General features: G+C 54.4%; 20 protein-coding genes, 2 pseudogenes and 1 other annotated feature. Of the genes and pseudogenes, 8 read left to right on the top strand and 14 right to left on the bottom strand.

Translation table 11 applies throughout. The features are described from left to right. Positions 1-45 precede the first annotated feature (45 nt). Both serS and I6N93_RS09185 read left to right on the top strand, forming a co-directional pair. On the top strand, positions 46-1,341 hold the full coding sequence (serS, locus tag I6N93_RS09190) for a serine--tRNA ligase (protein ID WP_085684550.1): 1,296 nt from the start codon (positions 46-48) through the stop codon (positions 1,339-1,341). A gap of 301 nt (positions 1,342-1,642) precedes the next feature. Continuing rightward, positions 1,643-2,797 (top strand): MFS transporter, encoded by a 1,155-nt coding sequence (locus tag I6N93_RS09185; RefSeq protein ID WP_085684548.1) that lies wholly within the window; start codon positions 1,643-1,645, stop codon positions 2,795-2,797. Between the two features lie 48 nt (positions 2,798-2,845). On the opposite strand, the gene pflA is transcribed toward I6N93_RS09185, so the two are convergent. From pflA to ycaO, 4 genes are all read right to left on the bottom strand, one after another. Next, a complete protein-coding gene (pflA, locus tag I6N93_RS09180; protein WP_085684958.1) occupies positions 2,846-3,586 on the bottom strand; it encodes a pyruvate formate lyase 1-activating protein in 741 nt (246 codons plus the stop codon). A gap of 234 nt (positions 3,587-3,820) precedes the next feature. After that, positions 3,821-6,109 carry a formate C-acetyltransferase gene (gene pflB, locus I6N93_RS09175; RefSeq protein WP_085684546.1) on the bottom strand — a complete coding sequence of 763 codons (2,289 nt, stop codon included), beginning with the start codon at positions 6,107-6,109 and terminating at the stop codon, positions 3,821-3,823. Between the two features lie 56 nt (positions 6,110-6,165). Further along, positions 6,166-7,023: a formate transporter FocA gene (gene focA / locus I6N93_RS09170; RefSeq protein ID WP_085684544.1), complete on the bottom strand. Its 858-nt coding sequence runs from the start codon at positions 7,021-7,023 to the stop codon at positions 6,166-6,168. A gap of 519 nt (positions 7,024-7,542) precedes the next feature. Next, positions 7,543-9,303, bottom strand: a complete 1,761-nt coding sequence (gene ycaO / locus I6N93_RS09165) for a 30S ribosomal protein S12 methylthiotransferase accessory factor YcaO (RefSeq protein WP_085684542.1) — start codon at positions 9,301-9,303, stop codon at positions 7,543-7,545. Between the two features lie 252 nt (positions 9,304-9,555). Here ycaO and serC point away from each other — a divergent pair, with 252 nt between their 5' ends. From serC to ihfB, 5 genes are all read left to right on the top strand, one after another. Beyond that, entirely contained in the window at positions 9,556-10,641 is a 1,086-nt protein-coding gene (gene serC / locus I6N93_RS09160) for a 3-phosphoserine/phosphohydroxythreonine transaminase (RefSeq protein WP_085684540.1), read from the top strand. Between the two features lie 92 nt (positions 10,642-10,733). Beyond that, the gene (aroA, locus tag I6N93_RS09155; protein WP_085684538.1) at positions 10,734-12,023 is read left to right on the top strand and encodes a 3-phosphoshikimate 1-carboxyvinyltransferase; all 1,290 of its coding nucleotides are present in this window, start codon (positions 10,734-10,736) and stop codon (positions 12,021-12,023) included. Between the two features lie 184 nt (positions 12,024-12,207). Next, entirely contained in the window at positions 12,208-12,897 is a 690-nt protein-coding gene (gene cmk / locus I6N93_RS09150) for a (d)CMP kinase (protein ID WP_085684536.1), read from the top strand. A gap of 104 nt (positions 12,898-13,001) precedes the next feature. Then, entirely contained in the window at positions 13,002-14,675 is a 1,674-nt protein-coding gene (rpsA, locus tag I6N93_RS09145) for a 30S ribosomal protein S1 (RefSeq protein ID WP_099017393.1), read from the top strand. Positions 14,676-14,765: 90 nt separating this feature from the next. After that, positions 14,766-15,050: an integration host factor subunit beta gene (gene ihfB, locus I6N93_RS09140; protein WP_026740440.1), complete on the top strand. Its 285-nt coding sequence runs from the start codon at positions 14,766-14,768 to the stop codon at positions 15,048-15,050. A gap of 602 nt (positions 15,051-15,652) precedes the next feature. On the opposite strand, the gene hisIE is transcribed toward ihfB, so the two are convergent. From hisIE to hisG, 8 genes are read right to left on the bottom strand one after another with little or no spacing between them, the layout of a single operon-like run. Continuing rightward, positions 15,653-16,267, bottom strand: coding sequence for a bifunctional phosphoribosyl-AMP cyclohydrolase/phosphoribosyl-ATP diphosphatase HisIE (gene hisIE / locus I6N93_RS09135; RefSeq protein ID WP_085684532.1), 615 nt, complete (start codon positions 16,265-16,267; stop codon positions 15,653-15,655). Beyond that, positions 16,261-17,037 (bottom strand): imidazole glycerol phosphate synthase subunit HisF, encoded by a 777-nt coding sequence (hisF, locus tag I6N93_RS09130; RefSeq protein ID WP_085684530.1) that lies wholly within the window; start codon positions 17,035-17,037, stop codon positions 16,261-16,263. The genes hisIE and hisF overlap by 7 nt, the downstream gene beginning before the upstream one ends. Then, positions 17,019-17,756 (bottom strand): 1-(5-phosphoribosyl)-5-[(5-phosphoribosylamino)methylideneamino]imidazole-4-carboxamide isomerase, encoded by a 738-nt coding sequence (hisA, locus tag I6N93_RS09125; RefSeq protein WP_085684528.1) that lies wholly within the window; start codon positions 17,754-17,756, stop codon positions 17,019-17,021. Before hisA ends, hisF begins: the two co-directional genes overlap by 19 nt. A 6-nt stretch (positions 17,757-17,762) precedes the next feature. Further along, positions 17,763-18,353, bottom strand: coding sequence for an imidazole glycerol phosphate synthase subunit HisH (gene hisH / locus I6N93_RS09120; RefSeq protein WP_085684526.1), 591 nt, complete (start codon positions 18,351-18,353; stop codon positions 17,763-17,765). Continuing rightward, positions 18,353-19,420 carry a bifunctional histidinol-phosphatase/imidazoleglycerol-phosphate dehydratase HisB gene (hisB, locus tag I6N93_RS09115; protein WP_112092112.1) on the bottom strand — a complete coding sequence of 356 codons (1,068 nt, stop codon included), beginning with the start codon at positions 19,418-19,420 and terminating at the stop codon, positions 18,353-18,355. The genes hisH and hisB overlap by 1 nt, the downstream gene beginning before the upstream one ends. 15 nt (positions 19,421-19,435) lie before the next feature. Then, positions 19,436-20,509 carry a histidinol-phosphate transaminase gene (hisC, locus tag I6N93_RS09110; protein WP_085686540.1) on the bottom strand — a complete coding sequence of 358 codons (1,074 nt, stop codon included), beginning with the start codon at positions 20,507-20,509 and terminating at the stop codon, positions 19,436-19,438. Further along, positions 20,506-21,816, bottom strand: coding sequence for a histidinol dehydrogenase (hisD, locus tag I6N93_RS09105; RefSeq protein WP_085686538.1), 1,311 nt, complete (start codon positions 21,814-21,816; stop codon positions 20,506-20,508). The genes hisC and hisD overlap by 4 nt, the downstream gene beginning before the upstream one ends. 5 nt (positions 21,817-21,821) lie before the next feature. Then, a complete protein-coding gene (hisG, locus tag I6N93_RS09100; RefSeq protein WP_085686536.1) occupies positions 21,822-22,721 on the bottom strand; it encodes an ATP phosphoribosyltransferase in 900 nt (299 codons plus the stop codon). A gap of 62 nt (positions 22,722-22,783) precedes the next feature. Then, positions 22,784-22,906 (bottom strand) — a sequence feature (His leader region). A 199-nt stretch (positions 22,907-23,105) separates the two neighbouring features. On the opposite strand from hisG, the gene I6N93_RS09095 reads away from it, so the two are divergent. Beyond that, positions 23,106-23,930, top strand: coding sequence for an SDR family oxidoreductase (locus I6N93_RS09095; RefSeq protein ID WP_085686534.1), 825 nt, complete (start codon positions 23,106-23,108; stop codon positions 23,928-23,930). Here the strand turns inward: I6N93_RS09095 and I6N93_RS09090 are convergent. Further along, positions 23,923-24,254: pseudogene (locus tag I6N93_RS09090) on the bottom strand (response regulator); the annotation flags it as partial. The gene I6N93_RS09095 and the pseudogene I6N93_RS09090 overlap by 8 nt on opposite strands. Continuing rightward, positions 24,242-24,496, bottom strand: a pseudogene (locus I6N93_RS09085) (histidine kinase); the annotation flags it as partial. The pseudogenes I6N93_RS09085 and I6N93_RS09090, both read right to left, overlap by 13 nt. Between the last annotated feature and the right edge of the window lie 27 nt (positions 24,497-24,523).

Raw genomic sequence — 24,523 nt, 5'->3', positions numbered from 1 at the left:
GCCCGCTGTTATATCTATTCCATCAATAAAAAGCACAGGACTAGCATGCTCGATCCCAATTTACTGCGTAATGAGCTAGACGCAGTTGCCGAAAAATTACTGGCTCGCCGAGGTTTTACACTGGACGTTGAGGCGCTGCGTTCACAGGAGGCGCGTCGCAAAACTCTACAGGTCGAAACGGAAAGTTTGCTGGCAGAACGTAACTCCCGCTCGAAAGAGATCGGCGCGGCTAAAGCACGTGGTGAAGATATTGAACCGCTGCGCCGTGAAGTCAACGCATTGGGTGAGAAGCTGGAGTCTGCGAAAACCGAGCTCGATCAGCTCCAGAGCGCGATTCGCGAACTGTCTTTGACGATCCCGAACCTGCCTGACGACTGTGTGCCGTTGGGTAAGGACGATACCGAAAATCAGGAAATCAGCCGCTGGGGCGAGCCGCGCCAGCTGGACTTTGAACCTCGCGATCACGTCGATTTGGGTGAAATCAATCAGGGTCTGAGCATGGCTGATGGGGTTAAGCTGACCGGTTCGCGCTTCTCCGTGATGCGCGGACAGATTGCGCGTATGCACCGCGCGCTTGCCCAGTTCATGCTGGACCAGCATACCGAGCGGCACGGTTATCTGGAAGCCTATGTCCCATATCTGGTCAATCAGGATTCCCTGTACGGAACGGGTCAGTTACCGAAGTTTGGCGAGGACCTATTCCACACCAAACCGTTGTCGGAAGAAGCTGACAGCAGCAACTATGCACTGATCCCAACGGCCGAAGTGCCGTTAACCAACCTGGTGCGTAACGAGATCCTGGACGAAGAGTCATTGCCGATCAAAATGACGGCGCATACGCCGTGCTTCCGTTCCGAAGCCGGGTCTTACGGTCGTGATACGCGTGGTCTGATTCGTGTCCACCAGTTCGATAAAGTCGAGATGGTGCAGATTGTTCGCCCGGAAGATTCTATGCAGGCGCTGGAAGAGTTGACCGGACACGCGGAAAAAATCTTGCAACTGCTGAACCTGCCTTATCGCAAAGTGCTGCTGTGCACGGGCGATATGGGCTTTGGCTCCTGCAAGACTTACGATCTGGAAGTATGGCTGCCGGCGCAGAATACCTACCGTGAAATTTCCTCTTGCTCCAACATGTGGGATTTCCAGGCGCGTCGTATGCAGGCTCGTTGCCGCGCCAAGGGTGAAAAGAAAACCCGTCTGGTACACACGCTGAACGGGTCAGGTCTGGCTGTAGGGCGCGCGCTGGTCGCCGTGATGGAAAACTATCAACAAGCGGATGGCCGTATCGAAGTGCCGGAAGTACTGCGCCCGTACATGAATGGGCAGGAAGTTATCGGTTAAGTCACCGCTGCTGAAAAAACGCCCTGAAGGGGCGTTTTTTTATGCCTAAATTTTTGTTTTTCAGGCAAATAACGAGGGATTTTTTACGAAATCAGGCATGGGGTGAATTCGATTTTAAACGTCAGAGGAGGAAGGCATCATCATAAAGTACTATCGCCAGCCGGGGTTCGATAAGGTGTAATAGGGCCACGCCTTATGAGGCCATGAACAGATCGTGCGGTCACTCTCTCAACACTGATTGACTTTAACTTTGCTGGTGGCATGATGCGCGCAAAATATCTTCTCTCATGGTCATTGACCCATGTTCACCTATACACGCCCGGTTATTTTGCTGCTTAGCGGTCTCCTACTGCTAACAATCTGCCTTGCTGTGCTCAATACGCTGGTCCCCCTTTGGTTGAATGCTCAACAGCTATCTGTATGGCAAGTCGGGCTGGTGGGCTCTTCTTACTTCAGCGGAAACTTGATAGGCACGTTGCTAGCTGGTGCTTTGATCCGCCGTTTTGAGTTTAACCGTGCCTATTACTTTGCTGCAATCCTGCTTGCACTCGCCACCGCTGCGTTAGCGCTGTCCGTCGATTTCTGGAGCTGGCTGCTGTGTCGCCTGATAGCTGGCGTCGGTTGCGCATTGATATGGGTGGTGGTGGAGAGCGCGCTGCTGTGCAGCGGCCATGCGACTAACCGGGGGCAACTGCTGGCGGCATATATGATGGCGTACTATCTGGGAAGCGTGGTGGGGCAACTGCTTCTAAGCATGGTTCAAACCGATGTGTTCAGCGTCTTGCCGTGGGCTGTCACCCTGGTGGTTCTGAGCGTTTTACCGATGCTGTTTGCCCGCCTTTCTCCACCGCAAATGATGACGCATAAGGTCAACGTTTGGCAGATGTTACGCTATAGGACTGCCCGTTTAGGCATCAACGGCTGCGTGATGTCCGGTGTCATCCTGGGCTCAATGTATGGTTTGATGCCGCTCTATCTGGCCCATCAGGGAATGAGCGATGCACAGGTCGGTTATTGGATGGCGTTACTGATTAGCGCCGGTATTTTTGGACAATGGCCGGTAGGCAAAATGGCGGACCGCTATGGTCGCCTAATGGTGCTGAGAGGGCTGGTCATCGCGGTAATCATCGGCAGCATCATGATGCTGGGCTTTAGTCGTTATGCCATGGTGCCTGCGTTGTTCATTCTGGGTTGCGCGGCATTTACGCTTTATCCCGTTGCCATGTCCTGGGCCTGCGAGAAAGTGGCGGCGGGAGAGTTGGTGGCGATGAATCAGGCTTTATTACTGAGCTACACTATCGGCAGCCTGACAGGACCCAGTTTGGCGGCGATGCTGATGCAATCCTATTCCGATAAATTACTGTTCGTCCTGATTGGCGCCATTGCTTTCTGTTATCTGGTGATACTGTTGAAAAAGGCCAATCACCAACAACCCAATCCGTTGGCGGCGGCTTAACGAATCAATCAATAAGCCGGTCGTAGGCTGACCGGCTTATTGTCAGCGTCAATAAACGACGTGGTGACCGTAGCTTTCGAGAATGGACTTAACGCGATTCATGGTCTCTGCCTTCGGGGGTTTAACGCCGTCCAACTGGTATTCCTCACCCATAGCGACCCACTTGTGTTTACCCAACTCGTGGTAGGGTAGGAGTTCAATCTTTTCAATATTCCCCATTTCTTGGGTGAACTCTCCCAGCATATGCGTCGACTTGTCATCGTCAGACCAACCGGGTACGACCACATAGCGAATCCACGTTCTCTGCTGACGTTTGGCGAGATAACGTGCAAATTCCAGAGTGCGATGATTGGAAACGCCGACCAGGTTCTGGTGGATGGTGTCGTCAAGCTGTTTCAAATCGAGCATCACCAAATCGGTCGCATCAAGCAGTTCATCGATAACCGGATCGTAACGGCGAACAAACCCATTGGTATCAAGACAGGTATTAATGCCTTGCTCCTGACAGGCACGGAACCAATCGCGAACGAATTCCGCCTGCAAAATGGCTTCGCCACCAGAGGCCGTGACGCCGCCGCCGGATGCATTCATATAATGACGATAGGTGACCACCTCTTTCATCAGCTCTTCTACCGTAATCTCTTTGCCACCGTGGGTATCCCAGGTGTCGCGGTTGTGGCAGTAAAGACAGCGCATCAAACATCCCTGAAAAAAGACGATGAAGCGAATGCCTGGACCGTCGACGGTTCCACAGGATTCGAAAGAGTGAATACGTCCAATTACTGACATTGCGAGGTTTCTCCGGGTTGGGCCGAACAATAGCGGCCAGCTGGGGCGCAGAATGACGCCTTCGTGCATGAAGCACAGCAGGATGACGTTGCGTCGAATCTGTTTTGGCAGCCATCCCTTGTAAACGGTCACGGCGGGCTGACAAAACAGGCTCTGGATACTCCGGCGAAGCGGTGAAAAAAGGCCCCACAGAGTGGAGCCTTTATTTTACGCCTTTTCAGGCAGACATGATAATCAGATGGACTGCGTGAAGGTACGCGTGATCACGTCCTGCTGCTGTTCTTTGGTCAGTGAGTTGAAGCGCACTGCGTAACCAGAAACACGGATGGTCAACTGAGGATATTTTTCCGGGTTTTCCATTGCGTCGAGCAACATTTCTCGGTTCATCACGTTCACGTTCAGGTGCTGACCACCTTCAACGTTGTTGGATGCTTCATGATGGAAATAACCGTCCATCAGGCCAGCCAGATTAGCTTTGCGGACATCGTCGTCTTTACCCAGTGCGTTCGGCACGATAGAGAAGGTGTAAGAGATACCATCTTTAGCGTAAGCAAACGGCAGTTTGGCAACCGAAGTCAGAGAGGCGACAGCACCTTTCTGGTCACGACCGTGCATCGGGTTAGCGCCCGGTCCAAACGGCGCGCCTGCGCGACGTCCATCCGGCGTATTACCCGTTTTCTTACCGTAAACCACGTTGGACGTGATGGTCAGAACGGACTGAGTTGGTACGGCGTTGCGGTAAGTATTCAGCTTCTGAATTTTTTTCATGAAGCGTTCAACCAGGTCACAGGCCAGGTCGTCAACGCGCGGGTCGTTGTTACCGAACTGCGGGTATTCGCCTTCGATGTCAAAGTCGATAGCCAAACCGTCTTCGTCACGGATAGGTTTAACTTTGGCGTATTTGATGGCGGACAGGGAGTCGGCCGCGACAGACAGACCAGCGATGCCGCATGCCATAGTGCGATACACATCACGGTCATGCAGAGCCATCAGTGAAGCTTCGTAGCTGTACTTATCATGCATGTAGTGAATGATGTTCAGTGCGGTGACGTACTGTTTCGCCAGCCAGTCCATGAAGTGATCCATACGTTCCATGACTTCGTCGAAGTTCAGGGTTTCGCTCAGGATCGGTGCAGATTTCGGCCCCACCTGCATCTTCATTTTTTCGTCCATGCCGCCGTTGATTGCATACAGCATAGTCTTCGCCAGGTTAGCACGGGCGCCGAAGAACTGCATTTGTTTGCCCACAACCATCGGGCTAACGCAACAGGCAATGGCGTAGTCGTCATTGTCAAAGTCAGGACGCATCAGGTCATCATTCTCGTACTGCAGAGAAGAGGTGTCGATGGAGACTTTAGCTGCGTATTTTTTGAAGTTTGACGGTAGTTTTTCAGACCACAGAATGGTCATGTTCGGTTCCGGAGACGGCCCCATGGTGTACAGGGTGTTCAGAAAACGGAAGCTGGTTTTGGTGACCAGAGTCCGGCCATCCAGGCCCATACCGGCCAGAGATTCAGTCGCCCAGATCGGATCTCCGGAGAACAGCTCATCGTATTCAGGGGTACGTAGGAAGCGAACCATACGCAGTTTCATGACCAGGTGGTCGATCAGTTCCTGAGCGTCCTGTTCAGTGATTTTACCTGCTTTCAGGTCTCGTTCGATGAAGATATCCAGGAAGGTGGAAACACGACCGAAGGACATAGCTGCACCGTTCTGAGACTTAACGGCAGCCAGGTAGCCGAAGTAGGTCCACTGTACAGCTTCCTGAGCGGTGATAGCCGGAGCAGAGATATCACAGCCGTATTTGGCGGCCATTTCTTTGATCTGTCCCAGAGCGCGATGCTGTTCAGCGATTTCTTCACGCAGACGGATAGTGGCTTCCAGATCTTCGCCGTTTTCCAGTTTGCTCTGCAGAGAGCTGAACTGAGCGAATTTCTCTTTCATCAGGTAGTCGATACCATACAGCGCAACACGACGGTAGTCACCGATGATGCGGCCACGACCATACGCATCCGGCAGACCGGTCAGAACACCGGATTTACGGCAACGCAGGATATCCGGCGTATAAACGTCGAACACGCCCTGGTTGTGAGTTTTGCGGTAATCGGTGAAGATTTTTTTCAGTTCCGGATCCAGCTCGCGGTTGTACGCTTTGCAAGAACTTTCAACCATCTTGATGCCGCCGAATGGGATAAGCGCACGTTTCAGCGGAGCATCGGTCTGAAGACCAACCACTTTTTCGAGGTTGCTATCAATATAGCCAGCATCATGCGAGGTGATGGTAGCGGCAAGGTCGGTATCGAAATCGACAGGCGCATGAGTGCGGTTTTCCTGTTTGACGCCTTCCATAACTTTATCCCACAGCGCGCTGGTCGCAGGAGTTGCGCCCACCAGGAAAGACTCATCGCCTTCATACGGCGTGTAGTTTTTCTGGATGAAGTCACGGACATTGACTTCATTTTGCCATTCACCTTTGCTGAAACCCTGCCATGCGCTGGCTAATTTTTCATTCAGATCGGTCATTTTACACCTACCTTTTGTATGGATTTTTAAAACCCGATGTTGCGGCCGATAACACTCTAGTACTTGTTTTCGCCACGCAAATAAATAACCCAATAAGTTAAGCCTACCAACAACCCGCCCCCAATGATGTTGCCGATAGTGACTGGGATTAGGTTATCGACAATAAAGTTGTGGACGGTCAGGTGTTCGAATTGGCTCGGCACCATTCCTATGGCATGCCAGAACTCTTCCGAAGCGAAGTTTTTAATCACAATTCCCATAGGAATCATGAACATGTTTGCAATGCTATGCTCGAAGCCGCTGGCAACAAACATGGCTACTGGCAAAACCATAATCAGACATTTGTCGAGCAGGGTGCGACCGGAGTAACTCATCCAGACAGCCAGACAGACCATCAGATTCGCCAGGATGCCGAGACACAGCGCTTCAATGAACGTATGTTCAAGCTTGTGACTCGCGGTCTGCAGGATATTCAAACCCCACGCGCCGTTAGCGACCATGTGCTCGCCTGAGAACCAAATCAGCGCAACGAATATCAGCGCTCCCACCAGGTTCCCAAAATAGACGTTTATCCAGTTATAGCCTAACTGACGCCAGGTAATGCGGCCACTGGCCTTGGCCACAAGAATCAGCACCGTAGATGTAAACAAGTCTGCACCGCAGACCACCACCAGCATCAGCCCCAGAGAGAAGCAGATACCGCCGATCAACTTGGTCATGCCGAAAGGCATAGAGGCCGATCCAGTTGTAGCAGTGATGTAGAAAACAAATGCGATGGAGATGAAAATTCCTGCACTTATCGCAAGGGAAAAAGTAGTAAGCGGTTTTTTTGTCGCTTTATAGACACCTGCATCTTCCGCAACTTTTGCTATTGCTGCCGGAAGTAGCAGAGTAAAGGGGTTGTCAGCTTTCACACTAACTCTCTCTTAAAATTTATCAGCACAGTGATATTAACAAAGCATATAAATGCGAAATTTGACATGGATCATAATGGCGGGTTCTTGACAGGACTAATACCCCTCAAAAAGCCATAAAACACTATATATATAATTGAATATAAAGAAAAAATTATTTTTTAAAAAATATAAAAATTGTTTAAGTTGACGCATCGGGGTGGGTTTTTTTTATAAAAACAGCACTTAACTTATAATTATAGCGGTTAGATCTTTCGCCATTAGTCGAAATTTAACCAAATAGTAACATAAAAAATAATATCCACAATTAAATTAATAGGTTAGGGGAAAATACCCCTGCATTTAACCTGCCATAATAGAGGCTGACGAAAAACGGAAACCGGGGGTAGAAAGCCGCGGGGAGTGTAAAACATTGTTGCAGCGATGGGAATCCATCGGAATGTAAATATATATCCCGCTAATAAAAAACGAGGTCATGGCGAGGTACGGCAAGCATATGCTTGCCGTTTTGCTGGAAGATTAGGCGTGCCAGTGTTTGCGTTTGGCTTGCTGCAGCTTTTCATAGGCGGCCAGTAGAGACTGATGGGCTGGCAAAGTGGTCAGTGAGGCATCGACAGAGAAAAGCTTATAGAAGCAGGATTCACCGGCGATGGCCGCGCTGGCCTGTTCAACGGTATCCTGACCGTACATCTTGACCAATGCGTCGTAATATTGCGCAGCCTCTCTTTCAGATTCCAGCGCCAGTTCCAGCAGGGTTTGTAGGCAGCGATAATAGTTGCTGTGCTCATGACTGAAGACTGATTGGTTGAAATCCTGCGTCCACTCGACCCAACTTAGCGCTTGTTCCAGATCGCCCCCCGCCAGCGCCAGCATGGATTTAAGTTCTCCGACACGCAGCGTGAACCAGCCATTATCTTTGCCGGTCGCAATACCTAACAGTTCGCGCACGCGAGTAAAGTCGTCCAGCCCTTCGTCGTCGAGCTGTTGCAGCAGCGCCAGATAATCTTCCGGCTCAAATTGACTGTCAGGTAAAGCCAGCAACGTTTCGCGCAGATGCGCGCCCATGCTGTTGTTCGCCAGCAGCAGATCTTCAGCGGGATAAATATCGGACATCCCTGGCACCAGAATACGGCAGGCGTACACGGAAAGATGCTTGTAATCGGCGACATACACTTCCTTATCTTCCGCGCGGAAGATGTCCATCAACGTCGCAAATTCCTGCGCGGTCGTACCGCTGAAATCCCAGTCGTTAAAGGCGTAGTCTGACTCTTCTTTAAAGAGATCCCAGGAGATCAAACCGCTGGAATCGATAAAGTGCGTCTCCAGGTTAGTATGTTCGGCGACTTCATCATTGTCGAAAGTCGGCGGGGTGAAAACATCCAGATCTTTCAGGCCCCGTCCCTGCAGGAGCTCAGTGACGGTGCGCTCCAGAGCGACGCCGAAGTCGGGGTGTGCGCCGAAGGAAGCGAAACACGTGCCGTTGGCCGGGTTAAACAACACTACGCTGATCACCGGATATTTGCCGCCTAGCGAAGCGTCAAAGGCGAAAATCGGAAAACCTTCCTGCTCCAGCGTGACGATGGCTTCGACGACGCCCGGATAGCGGGACAGCACCTCCGCCGGGATTTTCGGCAGGCTGATGGCTTCCGCGATGATTCTGTTTTTCACGTAGCGCTCAAACACTTCGGAAAGGCCCTGCACGCGAGCTTCGTTAGCGCTATTGCCCGCAGACATTCCGTTAGAAACATAAAGGTTGCCGATAATGTTGACCGGAATATAGACCGTCAGGAGATCGGACTGGCGCGTGAAAGGCAGCGCGCAGATACCGCGTTCGGCGTTGCCGGACTGCAAATCGATCAGGTCGCTCGCGGCCAGTTCCTGTTCTGGATCATAGAACGCGCGCAGCCGCTCATCGAGGATACCCTTTGGCAGCGTGTCGTCCTCCGGCAGGGCGAACCATTTTTCGTCCGGATAATGGACGAAGTCGCCGTCAGCGATAGATTGACCCAGGTAAAAATCGGCAAAGAAATAGTTGGTGGACAGGCGCTCGAAATATTCACCGAGCGCAGAAGCCAACGCCGCTTTTTTCGTTGCGCCTTTGCCATTGGTGAAACATAGCGCGCAATCACGGTCGCGGATATGGACGGACCAGACGTTTGGCACCGGATTCAGCCACGAGGCTTCTTCGATGCTGAACCCCAGGTCTTGGAGCTGCTGTTGAAAGCGGGCGATGGAGTCTTCCAGGGCGGCGTCTTTGCCTGGGATGAACGTTTGGGTCATGTTGCTCACTCGGTTGTTTTTTTGCAAAAAAGGCATGATACGGACTTTTATGCGCCGACTCTATTTATTCTCTATAACAGACAGGCAACAGGTGAAGGGCCGGCATTGGAACCTGCCTGGCAACGTTTTCGGCAACCGGGGTGAATAAGCGTTGCAGGCATGAATGACGAGTGATAAAACCAGTAACCAAGCAAAACCAGCGACGACTCAAGTCGCCATTTTTATCATTTAGACAGAGTGTGGTGAGGGGAAATGACTCAGGTTTTTAATTTTAGCGCCGGTCCGGCAATGCTGCCGGCCGATGTCATGCGTCAAGCGCAACAGGAATTGTGTAATTGGCAGGAGTTGGGTACGTCGGTGATGGAAATCAGCCATCGCAGCAAAGAATTTATCCAGGTTGCTACCGAGTCTGAACAGGATCTGCGCGATCTCCTCAATATCCCCTCCAACTACAAAGTCCTTTTCTGCCACGGCGGTGCGCGAGCGCAGTTTGCGGCGGTCCCGATGAACCTGCTGGGCAACAATAACAATGCCGATTATATCGACGGCGGCTATTGGGCCCACAGCGCCATTAACGAAGCGCAGAAATACGGCACGCCCAATGTCATCGACGTGAAAACGCGCGTGGATGGCCTGCGTGCGGTGAAACCCATGCGCGAGTGGGCGCTGTCCGACGATGCCGCTTTCGTTCATTATTGCCCGAATGAAACCATCGACGGTATGGCCATCGAAGAGCAGCCCGATTTTGGCGACAAAGTGGTCGTGGCCGACTACTCCTCAAGCATTCTCTCCCACGCCATTGATGTGAATCGCTATGGCGTTATCTATGCCGGCGCTCAGAAAAATATCGGGCCTGCCGGTCTGACGCTGGTGATTGTGCGTAGTGACTTGCTGGGTAAGTCCCGCCGTGAATTGCCGTCTATGCTGGATTACAAAATTCTGGCCGACAATGGTTCCATGTACAACACACCGCCAACCTTTGCGTGGTATCTCTCCGGTCTGGTGTTCAAATGGCTCAAAGCACAGGGCGGTTTGGTTGAAATGGAAAAGCGCAATCAGGCGAAAGCCGATCTGCTCTATTCCGCCATCGATCGCAGCGACTTTTATAGTAACGACGTCGCTGTATCTAACCGCTCCCGGATGAATGTGCCTTTCTTGCTGGCGGATGCCGCGTTGGACAGCGTATTTCTGCAAGAAGCGCAACAGATGGGGCTGCATGCGCTGAAAGGCCACCGGGCCGTTGGCGGGATGCGTGCATCCATCTATAATGCGATGCCGCTGGAAGGCGTGAAGGCCCTGACCGAGTTTATGGCTGACTTCGAACGTCGCCACGGCTGATTGCCGTACCATGCGGCCGTGGTCGCCCTATTTAAAAACCCCGGTCCACATACCGGGTTTTTTATATCAATATCTTGGAGGCAACAATTCATATGCAGGAATCCCTGACCCTACAACCCATAAAACGCATTAATGGCACGATCAATCTTCCTGGCTCGAAAAGTGTATCTAATCGCGCGTTGCTGCTGGCGGCGCTGGCGGAAGGCAGGACGCGCTTAACCAATTTGCTGGATAGCGATGATGTGCGTCATATGTTAACCGCGCTCAAGGCGTTGGGCGTCAGTTATCAACTATCTGCGGACCGCAACCAGTGCGATATCATGGGGCTAGGGCACCCGTTTCACGTCAGCGAGCCGCTTGAATTGTTCTTGGGTAATGCCGGAACCGCGATGCGTCCGCTGGCTGCCGCGCTGTGCTTGACGGAAGGGGACGTTATCCTGACGGGCGAACCGCGCATGAAAGAGCGTCCCATCGGTCATCTGGTCGAGTCGCTGCGTCAGGGCGGCGCGCGTATCGACTACCTGGAGCAGGAAAACTACCCGCCGCTGCGTTTGCACGGTGGTTTCCAAGGCGGCGATATTACGGTGGACGGCAGCGTATCGAGCCAGTTCCTGACGGCGTTACTGATGATGTCTCCGCTGGCGACTCAGGATACGCGCATCAGCATCAAAGGCGACCTGGTCTCCAAGCCGTACATCGACATCACGTTGCACATGATGGAAACGTTCGGCATCACCGTTGAAAACAAGGGTTACCAGACGTTCGAGATTGCAGGGCGACGGCGCTATCGTTCGCCGGGCCATTATTTAGTTGAAGGGGATGCGTCATCTGCGTCCTATTTTCTGGCCGCCGGAGCGATCCGGGGTGGCGTCGTGCGAGTGACGGGCGTAGGCCGTAACAGCGTTCAGGGCGATGTGCGTTTTGCCGACGTGCTGGAAAAAATGGGCGCGATTATTCGTTGGGGCGACGACTATATCGAATGCGAGCGTAAAGCGTTGCACGCCATAGACATGGACATGAATCACATCCCCGACGCGGCGATGACTATCGCTACTGCGGCCATGTTCGCGGAGGGAGGCACTACCACGCTGCGCAATATCTACAACTGGCGAGTCAAGGAAACCGATCGTTTAGCGGCGATGACGACCGAGCTGCGTAAAGCGGGCGCGGAAGTGGAAGAAGGGCATGACTATATCCGCATCACGCCGCCGAAACAGCTGACGCCAGCCGAAATCGGTACTTACAACGATCACCGCATGGCAATGTGTTTCTCCTTGCTGGCTCTCTCTGATACGCCCGTAACGATCCTTGATCCTAAATGCACGGCTAAAACCTTCCCCGACTATTTTGAGCAATTGGCAAGATTGAGCCAGTTTGCTTGATTCCTGTTATGCCAGGGGGGATCGCGCCTCCCTGAACAGTTTTATCCGCTATTCGTATAAGAATTCGCCGGATATTTAGTAGGTATAAGTCTTTTATTAAATGTTTATCGCTATGTCGGCATATAATAGCTGACTTTATTGTCTACAATGGCACGAAGATTTTCCCTGTGTGAAGGAGAAGAACATGGCGGTGACTGCACCGGTAATTACGGTTGACGGGCCGAGTGGCGCGGGTAAAGGCACGCTATGCAAGGCATTAGCGGAAGCGTTGCATTGGAACCTGTTGGATTCCGGCGCGATCTATCGCGTATTGGCGCTGGCGGCTTTGCATCATCAGGTGGATATCCACTCTGAAGAGGCGTTAGTGCCGCTGGCGACGCACCTTGATGTCCGTTTTATTCCTGAAGATGGGCAGTTGAACGTGGTGCTGGAAGGCGAAGACGTCAGTCTGGAAATCCGCACCGAAGAAGTGGGCAACACGGCGTCGCAGACTGCGGCATTCCCACGCGTGCGCGAAGCGCTATTGCGGCGTCAGCGCGCTTTTCGCGAGGCACCTGGGCTCATTGCCGATGGTCGGGATATGGGGACCGTCGTCTTTCCCGATGCGGCCGTAAAGATTTTCCTCGACGCCAGCGCGGAAGAGCGTGCGCAACGCCGCATGCTGCAGTTGCAGGCGAAGGGCTTTAGTGTTAACTTCGAACGTCTTTTATCCGAGATTAAAGAACGCGACGATCGCGATCGTAATCGAGCCGTAGCGCCGTTGGCGCCGGCGCCGGAAGCTCTGGTGCTGGACTCGACCGAGATGTCGCTAGATGAAGTGGTTGAAAGGGCGCTGGCCTATGTGAGTCAGAAGCTGGGTCCGGCCGATCAATAAATAATCCCACCTCGCTGTAAGGATGCGTAGCGAGGTATGTGAAACAGCCCCATCGAGCAGGATGCCAGATGGACGTTAAATTAAGAAACCCTAAGATTATCAACATGACTGAATCTTTTGCTCAACTCTTTGAAGAATCCCTGAAAGAAATCGAAACCCGTCCGGGTTCCATCGTTCGCGGTGTTGTTGTTGCTATCGACAAAGATGTCGTACTGGTTGACGCCGGTCTGAAATCTGAGTCCGCCATCCCGGCCGAGCAGTTCAAGAACGCGCAGGGCGAAATTGAAATTCAGGTTGGCGATGAAGTTGACGTTGCACTGGACGCTGTTGAAGACGGCTTCGGCGAAACTCTGCTGTCCCGTGAGAAAGCTAAGCGTCACGAAGCATGGCTGACGCTGGAAAAAGCTTACGAAGAAGCTGCGACTGTTACCGGTGTTATCAACGGTAAAGTTAAAGGCGGTTTCACCGTTGAACTGAACGGTATCCGTGCGTTCCTGCCGGGCTCTCTGGTAGACGTTCGTCCGGTACGCGACACGCTGCACCTGGAAGGCAAAGAGCTTGAGTTCAAAGTGATCAAGCTGGACCAGAAACGCAACAACGTTGTGGTTTCCCGCCGTGCAGTTATCGAATCCGAAAACAGTGCAGAGCGCGATCAGCTGCTGGAAAACCTGCAGGAAGGCATGGAAGTCAAAGGTATCGTTAAGAACCTCACTGACTACGGTGCATTCGTTGATCTGGGCGGCGTTGACGGCCTGCTGCACATCACTGACATGGCTTGGAAACGCGTTAAGCATCCTAGCGAAATCGTCAATGTGGGCGATGAAATCAATGTTAAGGTGCTGAAATTCGACCGCGAACGTACCCGAGTATCTTTGGGTCTGAAACAGCTGGGCGAAGATCCCTGGGTTGCTATCGCTAAACGTTACCCGGAAAGCACTCGTCTGACTGGTCGCGTGACCAACCTGACTGACTACGGCTGCTTTGTTGAAATCGAAGAAGGCGTTGAAGGTCTGGTTCACGTTTCTGAAATGGATTGGACCAATAAAAACATCCATCCGTCCAAAGTGGTTAACGTGGGTGACGTGGTTGAAGTTATGGTTCTGGATATCGACGAAGAACGTCGTCGTATCTCCCTGGGCCTGAAACAGTGCAAATCCAACCCGTGGCAGCTGTTCGCTGAAACCCACAACAAGGGTGACCGCGTAGAAGGTAAGATCAAGTCTATCACTGACTTCGGTATCTTCATCGGTCTGGATGGCGGTATTGACGGTCTGGTTCACCTGTCCGACATCTCCTGGAACGTGGCTGGCGAAGAAGCTGTTCGCGAGTACAAGAAAGGTGACGAAATCGCTGCAGTTGTCCTGCAGGTTGATGCAGAGCGTGAGCGCATCTCTCTGGGCGTTAAACAGCTGGCTGAAGATCCGTTCAACAACTACCTGTCTGTGAACAAGAAAGGTGCGATTGTTACGGGTAAAGTTACTGCCGTTGACGCTAAAGGTGCTACAGTTGAATTAGCTGATGGCGTTGAAGGTTACCTGCGGGCTTCTGAAGCCGCGCGCGACCGCGTCGAAGACGCAACTCTGGTTCTGAACGTTGGCGATTCCGTCGAAGCGAAGTACACCGGCGTTGACCGTAAGAATCGCGTAGTTAGCCTGTCTGTTCGTGCTAAAGACGAAGCTGACGAGAAAGATGCTATTGCTTCTGTTAACAACAAACAGGACGAAAGCAACTTCTCCAGTGCAATGGCTGAAGCTTTCAAAGCAGCTAAAGGCGAATAATCACGGTGGACCGGGCGGCAGTCGATGCCGTCCGGTCTCAAACGGTAGTAAGTTACTATGGTGTTAACTGACCATATACTTGGAGGAACTATGACCAAGTCTGAGCTTATTGAAAGACTTGCTGGACAGCAATCTCATATCCCGGCCAAGTTGGTCGAGGACGCAGTGAAAGAGATGCTCGAGCAGATGGCGAGTACGCTGGCAGAAGGCGATCGTATCGAGATCCGTGGGTTCGGCAGTTTCTCACTTCACTACCGTGCACCGCGAGTCGGACGTAACCCGAAGACGGGTGAGAAGGTGGAACTTGAAGGTAAATACGTTCCTCATTTCAAACCTGGCAAGGAACTGCGCGACCGTGCCAATATCTACGGCTGATCGACAGCGGTAGATTAGCATCTTGCGCGGTATCACGTGCAACAGACTGCTGAGTAAGAAATTTTAAAAGGCGCCTTTTATAGGGCGCCTTTTTTCTATCTGCAATTTGCCCTGTTTGCTTACTCCTATCCGTATTGAGGGCGTCTCGGGTAATGACGTATGACCATCAACAGGACGCAATCAAATAAACCGATTACCAACAGAAGTAACCCCTCTGAAGCGACCTGATTATCAGCAGAATCCCCATGTGGTGTGTATGCATAGCAGCATCATTTACAAACGACAAAGCAATAGCAATATACCGTGGGGAATGGACGTCCGCCGCGCAACGCCGAGAGTTTTTAGGTGGGAGTTCTACGTTATTTTTTGCTCTGAAAGGATCATGCGATGAACAGCCCTTTATCCATGACGAGGGCAGGGTACGGCGCACATGTTGGAGACTTGCTGAACGATGCCTATCAGGCCCCATCGTCAAGGTCGCTGGGCTCGTAGTGAAATTAGGCGAGCAATCAGATTTTACGAAGCGCAACTCGCCACTGTCATCGCACTCGGCGGTATTGGCCACCCCAGCAAACTTCGGGATGACCCTCTTCATGGGACGATTACTGGGTATGACGCTCCCGCAAACGGCCGATAATGGTCGCCAGATCCAAATCCTGATCCTGAAGCAGTACCAGCAGATGGTACATCAGATCGGAAGCTTCGTTGGTCAACTCCTCCTTGTCATGCACGGTTGCCGCCAGCGCGGTCTCTAATCCTTCTTCACCGACTTTTTGTGCGATACGCTTCGTGCCGCTAGCATAGAGCCGTGCGGTGTAGGAACTCTCAGGATCGGCGGTCTTGCGGCTTGCCAGCAACTGCTCCAGCTCAAACAGGAACTGCCACTGGCTGGCCGCCGGCGAGAAGCAACTGCTTGTTCCGGTGTGGCAGGTGGGGCCGACAGGATGGGCCAGAACCAGCAGCGTATCGTTATCGCAGTCCGGCGTGATGGAGACGACGTTCAGGACGTTGCCCGACGTTTCGCCTTTAATCCACAGTCGGTTTTTGGTGCGAGAGAAAAAGGTGACCTTGCCCGTTTTTTCGGTCGCCTGCAGCGCTTCCGGATTCATATAGCCCAGCATCAGTACTTCGCCGGAAACGGCATGTTGTACGATGGCTGGCAGCATGCCGTCGGTTTTTTCCCAGTCTAGCTGGCTTCTTTGCTGTTCGGTTAACACTTCCGGATCTCCACGCCTTGTTGCTTGAGGAACTGTTTCAGTTCACCAATATTAATGATTTGTTTATGAAAGACCGATGCCGCCAGCGCGCCATCGACGCGCGCATTCTGAAATGCTTCCAGGAAATGCTCGCGAGTACCGGCGCCGCCGGAGGCGATCAACGGCACCTGACAGACGTCTCGAACCTGCCGCAGCTGTTCCAAATCATAGCCGCTGCGGACACCGTCCTGGTTCATCATGTTGAGAACGATTTCACCTGCGCCGAGCTTCTGAACTTCCTGAACCCAATCCAGCGTTTCCCACTGAGTGACGCGGGTGCGATTCTCGTCGCCTGTGTATTGGTTAACATGATAACGCCCGGTGTCGGCGTCATGCCAGGTATCAATTCCGACTACGATGCATTGAACGCCGAAGCGGTCGGCCAATCGGGAAATCAACGTCGGGTCGGCCAGCGCCGGCGAGTTGATGGAAATTTTGTCGGCGCCGAACGACAGAATCTGGGCGGCTTCTTCCAGACTTTTGATACCGCCGGCCACGCAGAACGGGATATCGATCACTTCCGCCACGCGAGACACCCAGGTTTTATCCACGACGCGGCCGTCGGAAGACGCCGTGATATCGTAGAACACCAGTTCATCCGCGCCTTCCTGCGCATAGCGCTGCGCCAGAGGAACAATATCACCGATAATTTCGTGGTTGCGGAATTGAACGCCTTTAACCACCTGTCCGTCGCGAACGTCGAGACAGGGAATTATCCGTTTTGCCAGCATGCGATTGCCTCCGCTACGTTAAATTTTCCTTCCAATAGGGCGCGACCTACGATCACGCCCTGCACGCCGCTGCCGCGCAGCGCGTCGATATCCGCGAGAGAGCCGATGCCGCCGGAAGCCTGAAATGCTACCTGCGGGTATTGTTGGCCGATTTCTCGATAAAGCTCGACGTTAGCGCCCTGCAGCGTGCCGTCGCGGGATATATCGGTACACAGCACGTGACGTAGACCGAACGGCAGATAGCGCTCGACGGTCTGTTCCAGCGTGACGCCTGAATTTTCCTGCCAGCCGCTGATCGCCACATTTTTGACGCCGTCGGCGTCAATACGCACGTCCAGCGCCAGTACCAATACCTCGGTGCCGTAGCGCGTAAACCACGATTGCACTAACGCAGGATCTTTGACGGCGGTGGAGCCGATGACCACGCGGCGAGCGCCTGCTTCCAGCAGCGCTTCAACGTCCTGTTCGGTGCGGATGCCGCCACCGACCTGTACCGGTACGGAGACGCCGGACAACAGCGTTTTCAACAGGGGGATCTGACGTGCCGCCGGATCTTTCGCGCCGGTCAAATCAACCAAATGCAGCACCTGAGCGCCTTGCTGCTGATAATCCTGCAGGCGGGGAAGCGGATCGCTGCCGTACTGACGTTGCTGTCCGTAGTCGCCCTGATGCAAACGGACCACCTGCCCGTCGATCAAGTCTAAAGCGGGAATAATCATGATCGTTTACATCTCCAGAAAGTTCTTCAGCAACTGTGCGCCGGCGGCACCGGAACGTTCCGGGTGGAACTGCACGCCGTAGAAATTCTCTTTTTGTACGGCCGCCGTAAAGGTATCGCCGTACTGAGCTTGAGCGATGGTATCGGCGCAGACCGGCATGGCGTAGCTGTGCACGAAGTAGAAGTAAGCGTCTTCAGGGATATCGCGGAACAGGCGGTGGCCCGCCTGTGGCGTCAGTTGATTCCATCCCATGTGCGGCAGAGGCAGGCCTTTGTCTTCCATTTTCAGCACGGGCGCATCCACGATGCCTAGCGTGTCGATGCCGCCGTTCTCATCGCTGACGCGGCCCAGCAACTGCATACCCAAACAGATGCCCAGTACGGGCTGAGTGCAGGCTTTAATCAGGTCGACAAGATCGCGTGCTTTCAACTGTTCCATGGCGGCCTGCGCCGTACCGACGCCCGGCAGAAACAGTTTATCGGCATGCAGCACCACATCCGGCTCGCGGCTGATGACCGGGTCATAGCCCAGGCGTTTCACCGCATACGCGACGGATGACAGATTGGCGCAGCCGGTATCCAGAATCACCACGTCCATCACAGTACTCCTTTCGAACTCGGCAACGTATCGCCTTCGACCCGGATAGCCTGACGCAGCGCGCGGCCAAAGGCTTTAAACAAACTTTCGACGCGATGGTGATCGTTGCGGCCTTTGGTCTTGAGATGCAACGTGCAAGCCATCGCGTAAGAGAGCGAACGGAAGAAGTGTTCGACCATTTCCGTGCTCAGATCGCCCACGCGCTGGTAGTTGAATTCCGCTTTATATTCCAGGTGCGGACGACCGGAGATATCCAGCGCACAGCGAGCCAGACATTCGTCCATCGGCAGCACGAAACCGAAGCGGCCGATACCGCGTTTGTCGCCAAGCGCCTTATTCAACGCTTCGCCCAGCGCCAGCGCGGTGTCCTCAACCGTGTGGTGGTCGTCGATGTACAGATCGCCTTTAACTTCGATCTGCATGCGGAAACCGCCGTGGGTAGCGATCTGGTCCAGCATGTGGTCGAAGAAGCCGACGCCGGTGCTGATTTTGCTCTCGCCCTCACGGTCGAGCCAGACGTTGACGTCGATGGCCGTTTCGCGCGTCACCCGGCTGACGTATGCGTGACGGTCACGGCGGGTCAGTTGGGTGATGATTTCCGCCCAGTTCAGACCGCTTCGCTGGTAGCGCAGACCGGTGATCCCCATGTTTTTCGCTAGTTCGATATCCGTTTCCCGATCGCCGATGACATAGCTGTTGCCGCTGTCCATCACGTTGTCTTTCAGGAAGGCGTCCACCAGCGCGGTTTTCGGTTTGCGGCAGTCGCAGTGGTCGGACGGCAGGTGCGGGCAGATCAGCACACGCTCAAAGGCAATCCCTTGAGAGGAGAAGATCTGCATCATCAGGTTATGCGGCGGATCGAAGTTTTCCTGCGGGAAGCTGGCGGTGCCCAGTCCATCCTGATTGGTGATCATCACCAGTTTAAAGCCAGCCTTTTGCAGCGCCAGCAGCGAAGGGATGACATTCGGCTCCAGCGCCAGTTTGTCCAGCCGGTCGACCTGATAATCCTCAGGGGGCTCGGCGATCAGCGTGCCGTCACGGTCGATAAAAAGGTATTTCAATCCCACAATCGTTCCTCAAGATTAAGCGGTGGTGATGCCGGAAAGCGCCTGCAGGGCCGCGATAACGCGTTCGCATTCGTAGCGGGTGCCGACGGTAATACGCAGGCAGCCGGCCAGCCCGGGCTGTTTATTTTGGTCGCGCAGAATAATGCCTTGATCCCACAGAGATTTGAACACCTGGGTCGTCGGGTCGAACTTCACCAGCAGGTAGTTGCTTTCGCTGGGGAAAACCGATTCCACGCAGTCGAGCGGCCGCAGCGCGTCGGCCAGCCAGCGACGGTTTTCCAGTATCCCGGCGACGTTCTTCTTCATTTTGGCGATACCCGCGTCGCTCAACGCCTGAGCGGCGATGTCCGCGACCGGCAAAGAGAGCGGGTAGGGGGCAATCACCTTCAACAGCAGTTGAATAACGTCTTCGTTCGCCAACGTGAAGCCGCAGCGCAGCCCTGCCAGCGCGAATGCTTTGGACAACGTGCGCAGGATCACCAGATGAGGATAGTCTGCCAGCCAACTGACGGTAGACGCCTCCGGACAGAACTCGATGTAGGCTTCATCGATAACGACCAGCGCCTTGTCCTGCGCCAGTTCCAGCAGGCGGCGCAGATCTTTAGGGTTGACCAGGTTGCCCGTCGGGTTGTTCGGGCTGCAAACGTAGATCACCTTGACGTTGTCGAGCTGACGTTCGATCGAGTCCATATCCAGCTGCCAGTCCGCGGTGCTCTGCGCCATGCGGCGTTCGACACCAAACGTTTCGGCGCTGACCGCGTACATGCCATAGGTCGGCGGGCAGAATAGAATGGCGTCTTTACCGGGTTCGCAGAAGGCGCGGATCAGCAGTTCGATGCCTTCATCCGCCCCGCGGCTAGCCAGCACTTGCTCCGGTCGGACGCCTGCATAGCCCGCGTAGCGTTCGATCACCCGTTTCGGCTGGCATTCCGGATAACGGTTCAGCGTCGGCAGCGTGAGCTGGTATTCCGGCTCCTGAGGATATTCGTTGGCGTTTAGCCAGACGTCGCCGCTGCCGCCCAGTCGGCGGGCCGACAGGTAGGGCGTCAACTGACGGACGTTTTCGCGTGCCAGATTTTCGATGCTCATGCTTGCTCCTTCAGGGCCGCGACGCGCAGGGAGACGGCGTTTTTGTGGGCGGTCAGTTGCTCCGCCTGCGCCATGACTTCGACCGCCGGCGCCAGCGCCAGCAGGCCCTGCGGTGTTAATTGCTGAACGGTCATCCGTTTCTGGAAATCCGCCAGTCCCAGACTGGAATAGGTGGCGGTATAGCCATAGGTCGGTAGGACGTGGTTGGTGCCGGAGGCATAGTCGCCCGCGGACTCCGGAGACCAGTCGCCGAGGAAGACGGAACCGGCGCTGATGACGTCGTCGACCAGATCGCGGGCATTGCGGGTCTGGATGATTAAGTGTTCAGGGCCGTACTGGTTGCTGATCTCCACGCACTGAGCCAGGTCGCGGGTGACAATCACGCGGCTGCTGGCCAGCGCCTGCGCGGCGATGTCGCGGCGCGGAAGCTGACGGAGCTGCTGTTCGACCGCTACGGTGACGGCCAGAGCCAGATCGCGATCCGGCGTCAGCAGAATCACCTGCGAGTCAGGACCGTGCTCTGCCTGAGAGAGTAGGTCGGAAGCGATGAAGTCTGGCGTCGCGCCGCTGTCGGCAATCACCAGCACTTCGGAAGGACCGGCGGGCATATCGATCGCTGCGCCATCCAGACGCTGACTCACCTGACGTTTGGCTTCGGTCACGTAGGCATTGCCGGGACCGAAAATCTTATCCATCTTGGGAATACTTTTGGTGCCGAACGCCATGGCCGCTACCGCCTGCGCGCCGCCCAGTTGGAAGACTTCCTGCACGCCGCACAGCTGCGCCGCATACAGAATTTCATCCGCAATCGGCGGCGGAGAGCATAGAATAACGCGGTTGCAGCCTGCGATAGTTGCTGGCGTCGCCAACATCAGTACCGTCGAGAGCAGGGGGGCAGATCCCCCCGGAATATAAAGCCCGACGTTGGCGATTGGGCGGGTCAGCTGCTGGCAGCGAACGCCCGGCTGGGTTTCAACGTCCACCGGCGGCAACTGCTGCGCTTCGTGGAACGTTTTGATATTGCGTATGGCAATCGCCATCGCCTGTTTGATGTCATCGCCCAGACGATCGGCCGCGGCGTCTATTTCCTGCTGACTGATGCGCAGGTTGTTCACCTGCACTTTGTCGAACCGGGCGCTGAAGTCGCGCAGGGCGCTGTCGCCTTCGGCTTTCACACGATCCAAAACGTCGCTGACAATAGCGGTAATGCGGTCAGACGCGGAAATCGCCGGACGGGTCAGTAATTGTTGCCGCTCTTGTTCTGAGCAGGCCTGCCAATCAATCAGTGTTTCGAAGCTGTTCGCCATGGTGATTACTCCATCATCTTCTCAATCGGCAGCACCAGAATAGAGCTGGCGCCCAGGGCTTTCAGTTTTTCCATCGTTTCCCAGAACAGGGTTTCGCTGCTCACCATGTGCATGGCGACGCGGCTTTTCTCTCCGGCCAGCGGCAAAATGGTGGGACGCTCGGCGCCCGGCAGCAGAGAGATGATTTCGTCCAGACGTTCGCTGGGCGCGTGCAGCATGATGTATTTGGATTCGCGGGCCTGAATCACGCCCTGCATACGGGTCAGCAGTTTGTCGATCAACTGCTGTTTTTCCGCCGGCATTTCGCCATCGCGCTGAATCAGGCAGGCTTTGGAGCGGTAAATCACTTCGACTTCGCGCAGACCGTTGGCTTCCAGCGTTGCCCCGGTCGACACCAGGTCGCAGATGGCGTCGGCCAGACCCGCGCGGGGCGCGACTTCAACGGAGCCATTCAGCAGGCAGGATTTGAAGTTGATGTCTTGCTTATCGAGGTACTGTTTCAGGAGGTGGGGGTAAGACGTGGCGATGCGCTTGTTTTGCAGGCACTGAGGACCGGCGTATTCCTCATCCAGCGGCATCGCCAGCGACAGGCGACAGCCGCCGAAATCCAGACGGCGCAGCATAAAGTAGCGCGGGTCTTCGCCCTGAGCGCGACGGTCGAGTAACTCTTCCTCCAGCACGTTTTCGCCGATGATGCCCAGATCGACGACGCCGTCCATGACCAGCCCCGGGATATCGTCATCGCGAACGCGCAGGATATCAATGGGCATATTCTCAGCAAAAGCAATGAGACGCTGCTGCTGTAAATTGATTTTAATACCGCAGCGGGCCAGTAACTCGCGAGACTCGTCGCTCAAACGGCCTGATTTCTGCATCGCAATGCGTAAACGTGTTTTATCCAGCATATAAACCTCAATTTTCCTGTCTGATGCGCCTGTTGATGCAGGCTTCTTGTAAAACGGCGGGTACAAAAAAACCCTCGGAAGATGATCTTCCGAGGGTTCTCTTTAGCATTCTGCGCCACTGGAAGATCTCAATGTCTTCCAGCACCAATCGCCTGAAAGACTAGTCAGGATGATGGTGATGATGGTGGTTGAACAGATCGCTTAACATAATATTTTCTTTTCCACTAATGTTGATGATTTTATTTTCGTCCGGGACTTAACCTAAACCAACTCGTATCCGCTATGCAACCGTTTTTTACCTCTCCGCGGGCATTTGATGTTGCTATGGTTAATTGAGCGTGGATAGTGGGTGAGAAACCAAGCCGGATACGGCGGGAGCGTAAGATGAAAAAAGTGTCGATTATCGGATTAGGCTGGCTGGGAATGCCGCTGGCATTGGCGTTGATGGGCCGGGGGTATCAGGTGGCGGGAAGCAAAACGACGAATGACGGCGTAGAAGCGTCGCGCAACGTCGGGATTGAGTGTTACCGCCTGCGCCTGACGCCGCTGCCTGAGTGTGAGGCCCGTGAGCTGGACGCGCTGCTGAAAACGGATGCGCTGATTGTGACGCTGCCGCCGAGCAAGGTGTCACAGGAGGGCGCGCGCTATCTGGATGCGGTGCAGGCGATCGTCAACAACGCGTTGGCCTATGGCGTTCCCCGCATCCTGTTTACCAGCACGACGTCGGTATATGGACGGACTCAGGGCACCGTTAAGGAGAATAGCGCGCTTCAGCCCGAGACCGCGACGGCGCAAAGCATCGTTGAGCTGGAACAGTGGCTGCATGCGCTGCCGAATACGGAGGTGGATATCGTTCGGCTCGCCGGGCTGGTGGGCGCCGAACGTCATCCGGGACGTTTTCTGGCCGGACGACGCGACGTGCCGAATGGTAGCCACGGCGTGAATCTGGTCCATCAGGAGGATGTGGTGGCGGCCATTCTTCTGCTGTTGCAGCTGCCGCATGGCGGGCATCTCTACAACCTGTGCGCGCCGCTGCATCCCTCCCGAGAGGTTTTTTATACGGCGCAGGCGCAGCGCCTGCATTTGGAGCCGCCCCGATTCTTGGAAGGCGACCCGGCGGCGGCGCGTCTCGTCGACGGCCAGCTTATCTGTCGCGAACTGGGATTTGAGTATCTGCATCCGGACCCGATGACTATCCCGCTCAACTGACTATCCCGTTTTCAGCCGCCATTTTGCGGTACAAGCGGCGCGGATGACCGATTTTGCCGTACCGCATCTGCACGTCGAGAAAACGATTCTCCAGACTGTGCTCCAGATAGCGGCGGGCGGTGGTCTTGCTCAGCCCGGTTAGGGCGACCACCTCGTCGACGGAAAACAGCGTGACCGGGGCGTCATGGAAGATCTGCTGGATCAAATTCGAGGTATTTTCCTCAATGCCTTTCACCGTTGAGCCGGTCGGGGCGGCGCTCGACTGGAGCTGGTACAGCGCGTCACGTTTTGCTGGTCGACAACTTTGTAGGTGTATTTTTGACGGCGATTTCAATCACCGGTTCCCGTTCATTATCATGAATATAGACTTCAATCGGTTCGTGCGGCCGCAGGCTGGCCAGCGTAGCTTCCATCGCGTTATCCATCAGGTTGCCGATGATCGACATCAGCTCCGTCTCACGCAGCGCGTCGGGAATAGCCTTCAACTGACCGCGAGGGTCGAAGAGCATCTGCAGGCCTTTCTCCCGTGCGCTGGCGTATTTCCCCACCAGTAATCCACTCAGGGCGTAATATCCGCAGGCTGTTGGCGTAGC

The sequence above is a fragment of the Lonsdalea populi genome (assembly GCF_015999465.1).
GTDB classification, from domain to species: domain Bacteria; phylum Pseudomonadota; class Gammaproteobacteria; order Enterobacterales; family Enterobacteriaceae; genus Lonsdalea; species Lonsdalea populi.
This window is presented reverse-complemented; position numbering and strand designations above follow the sequence as displayed.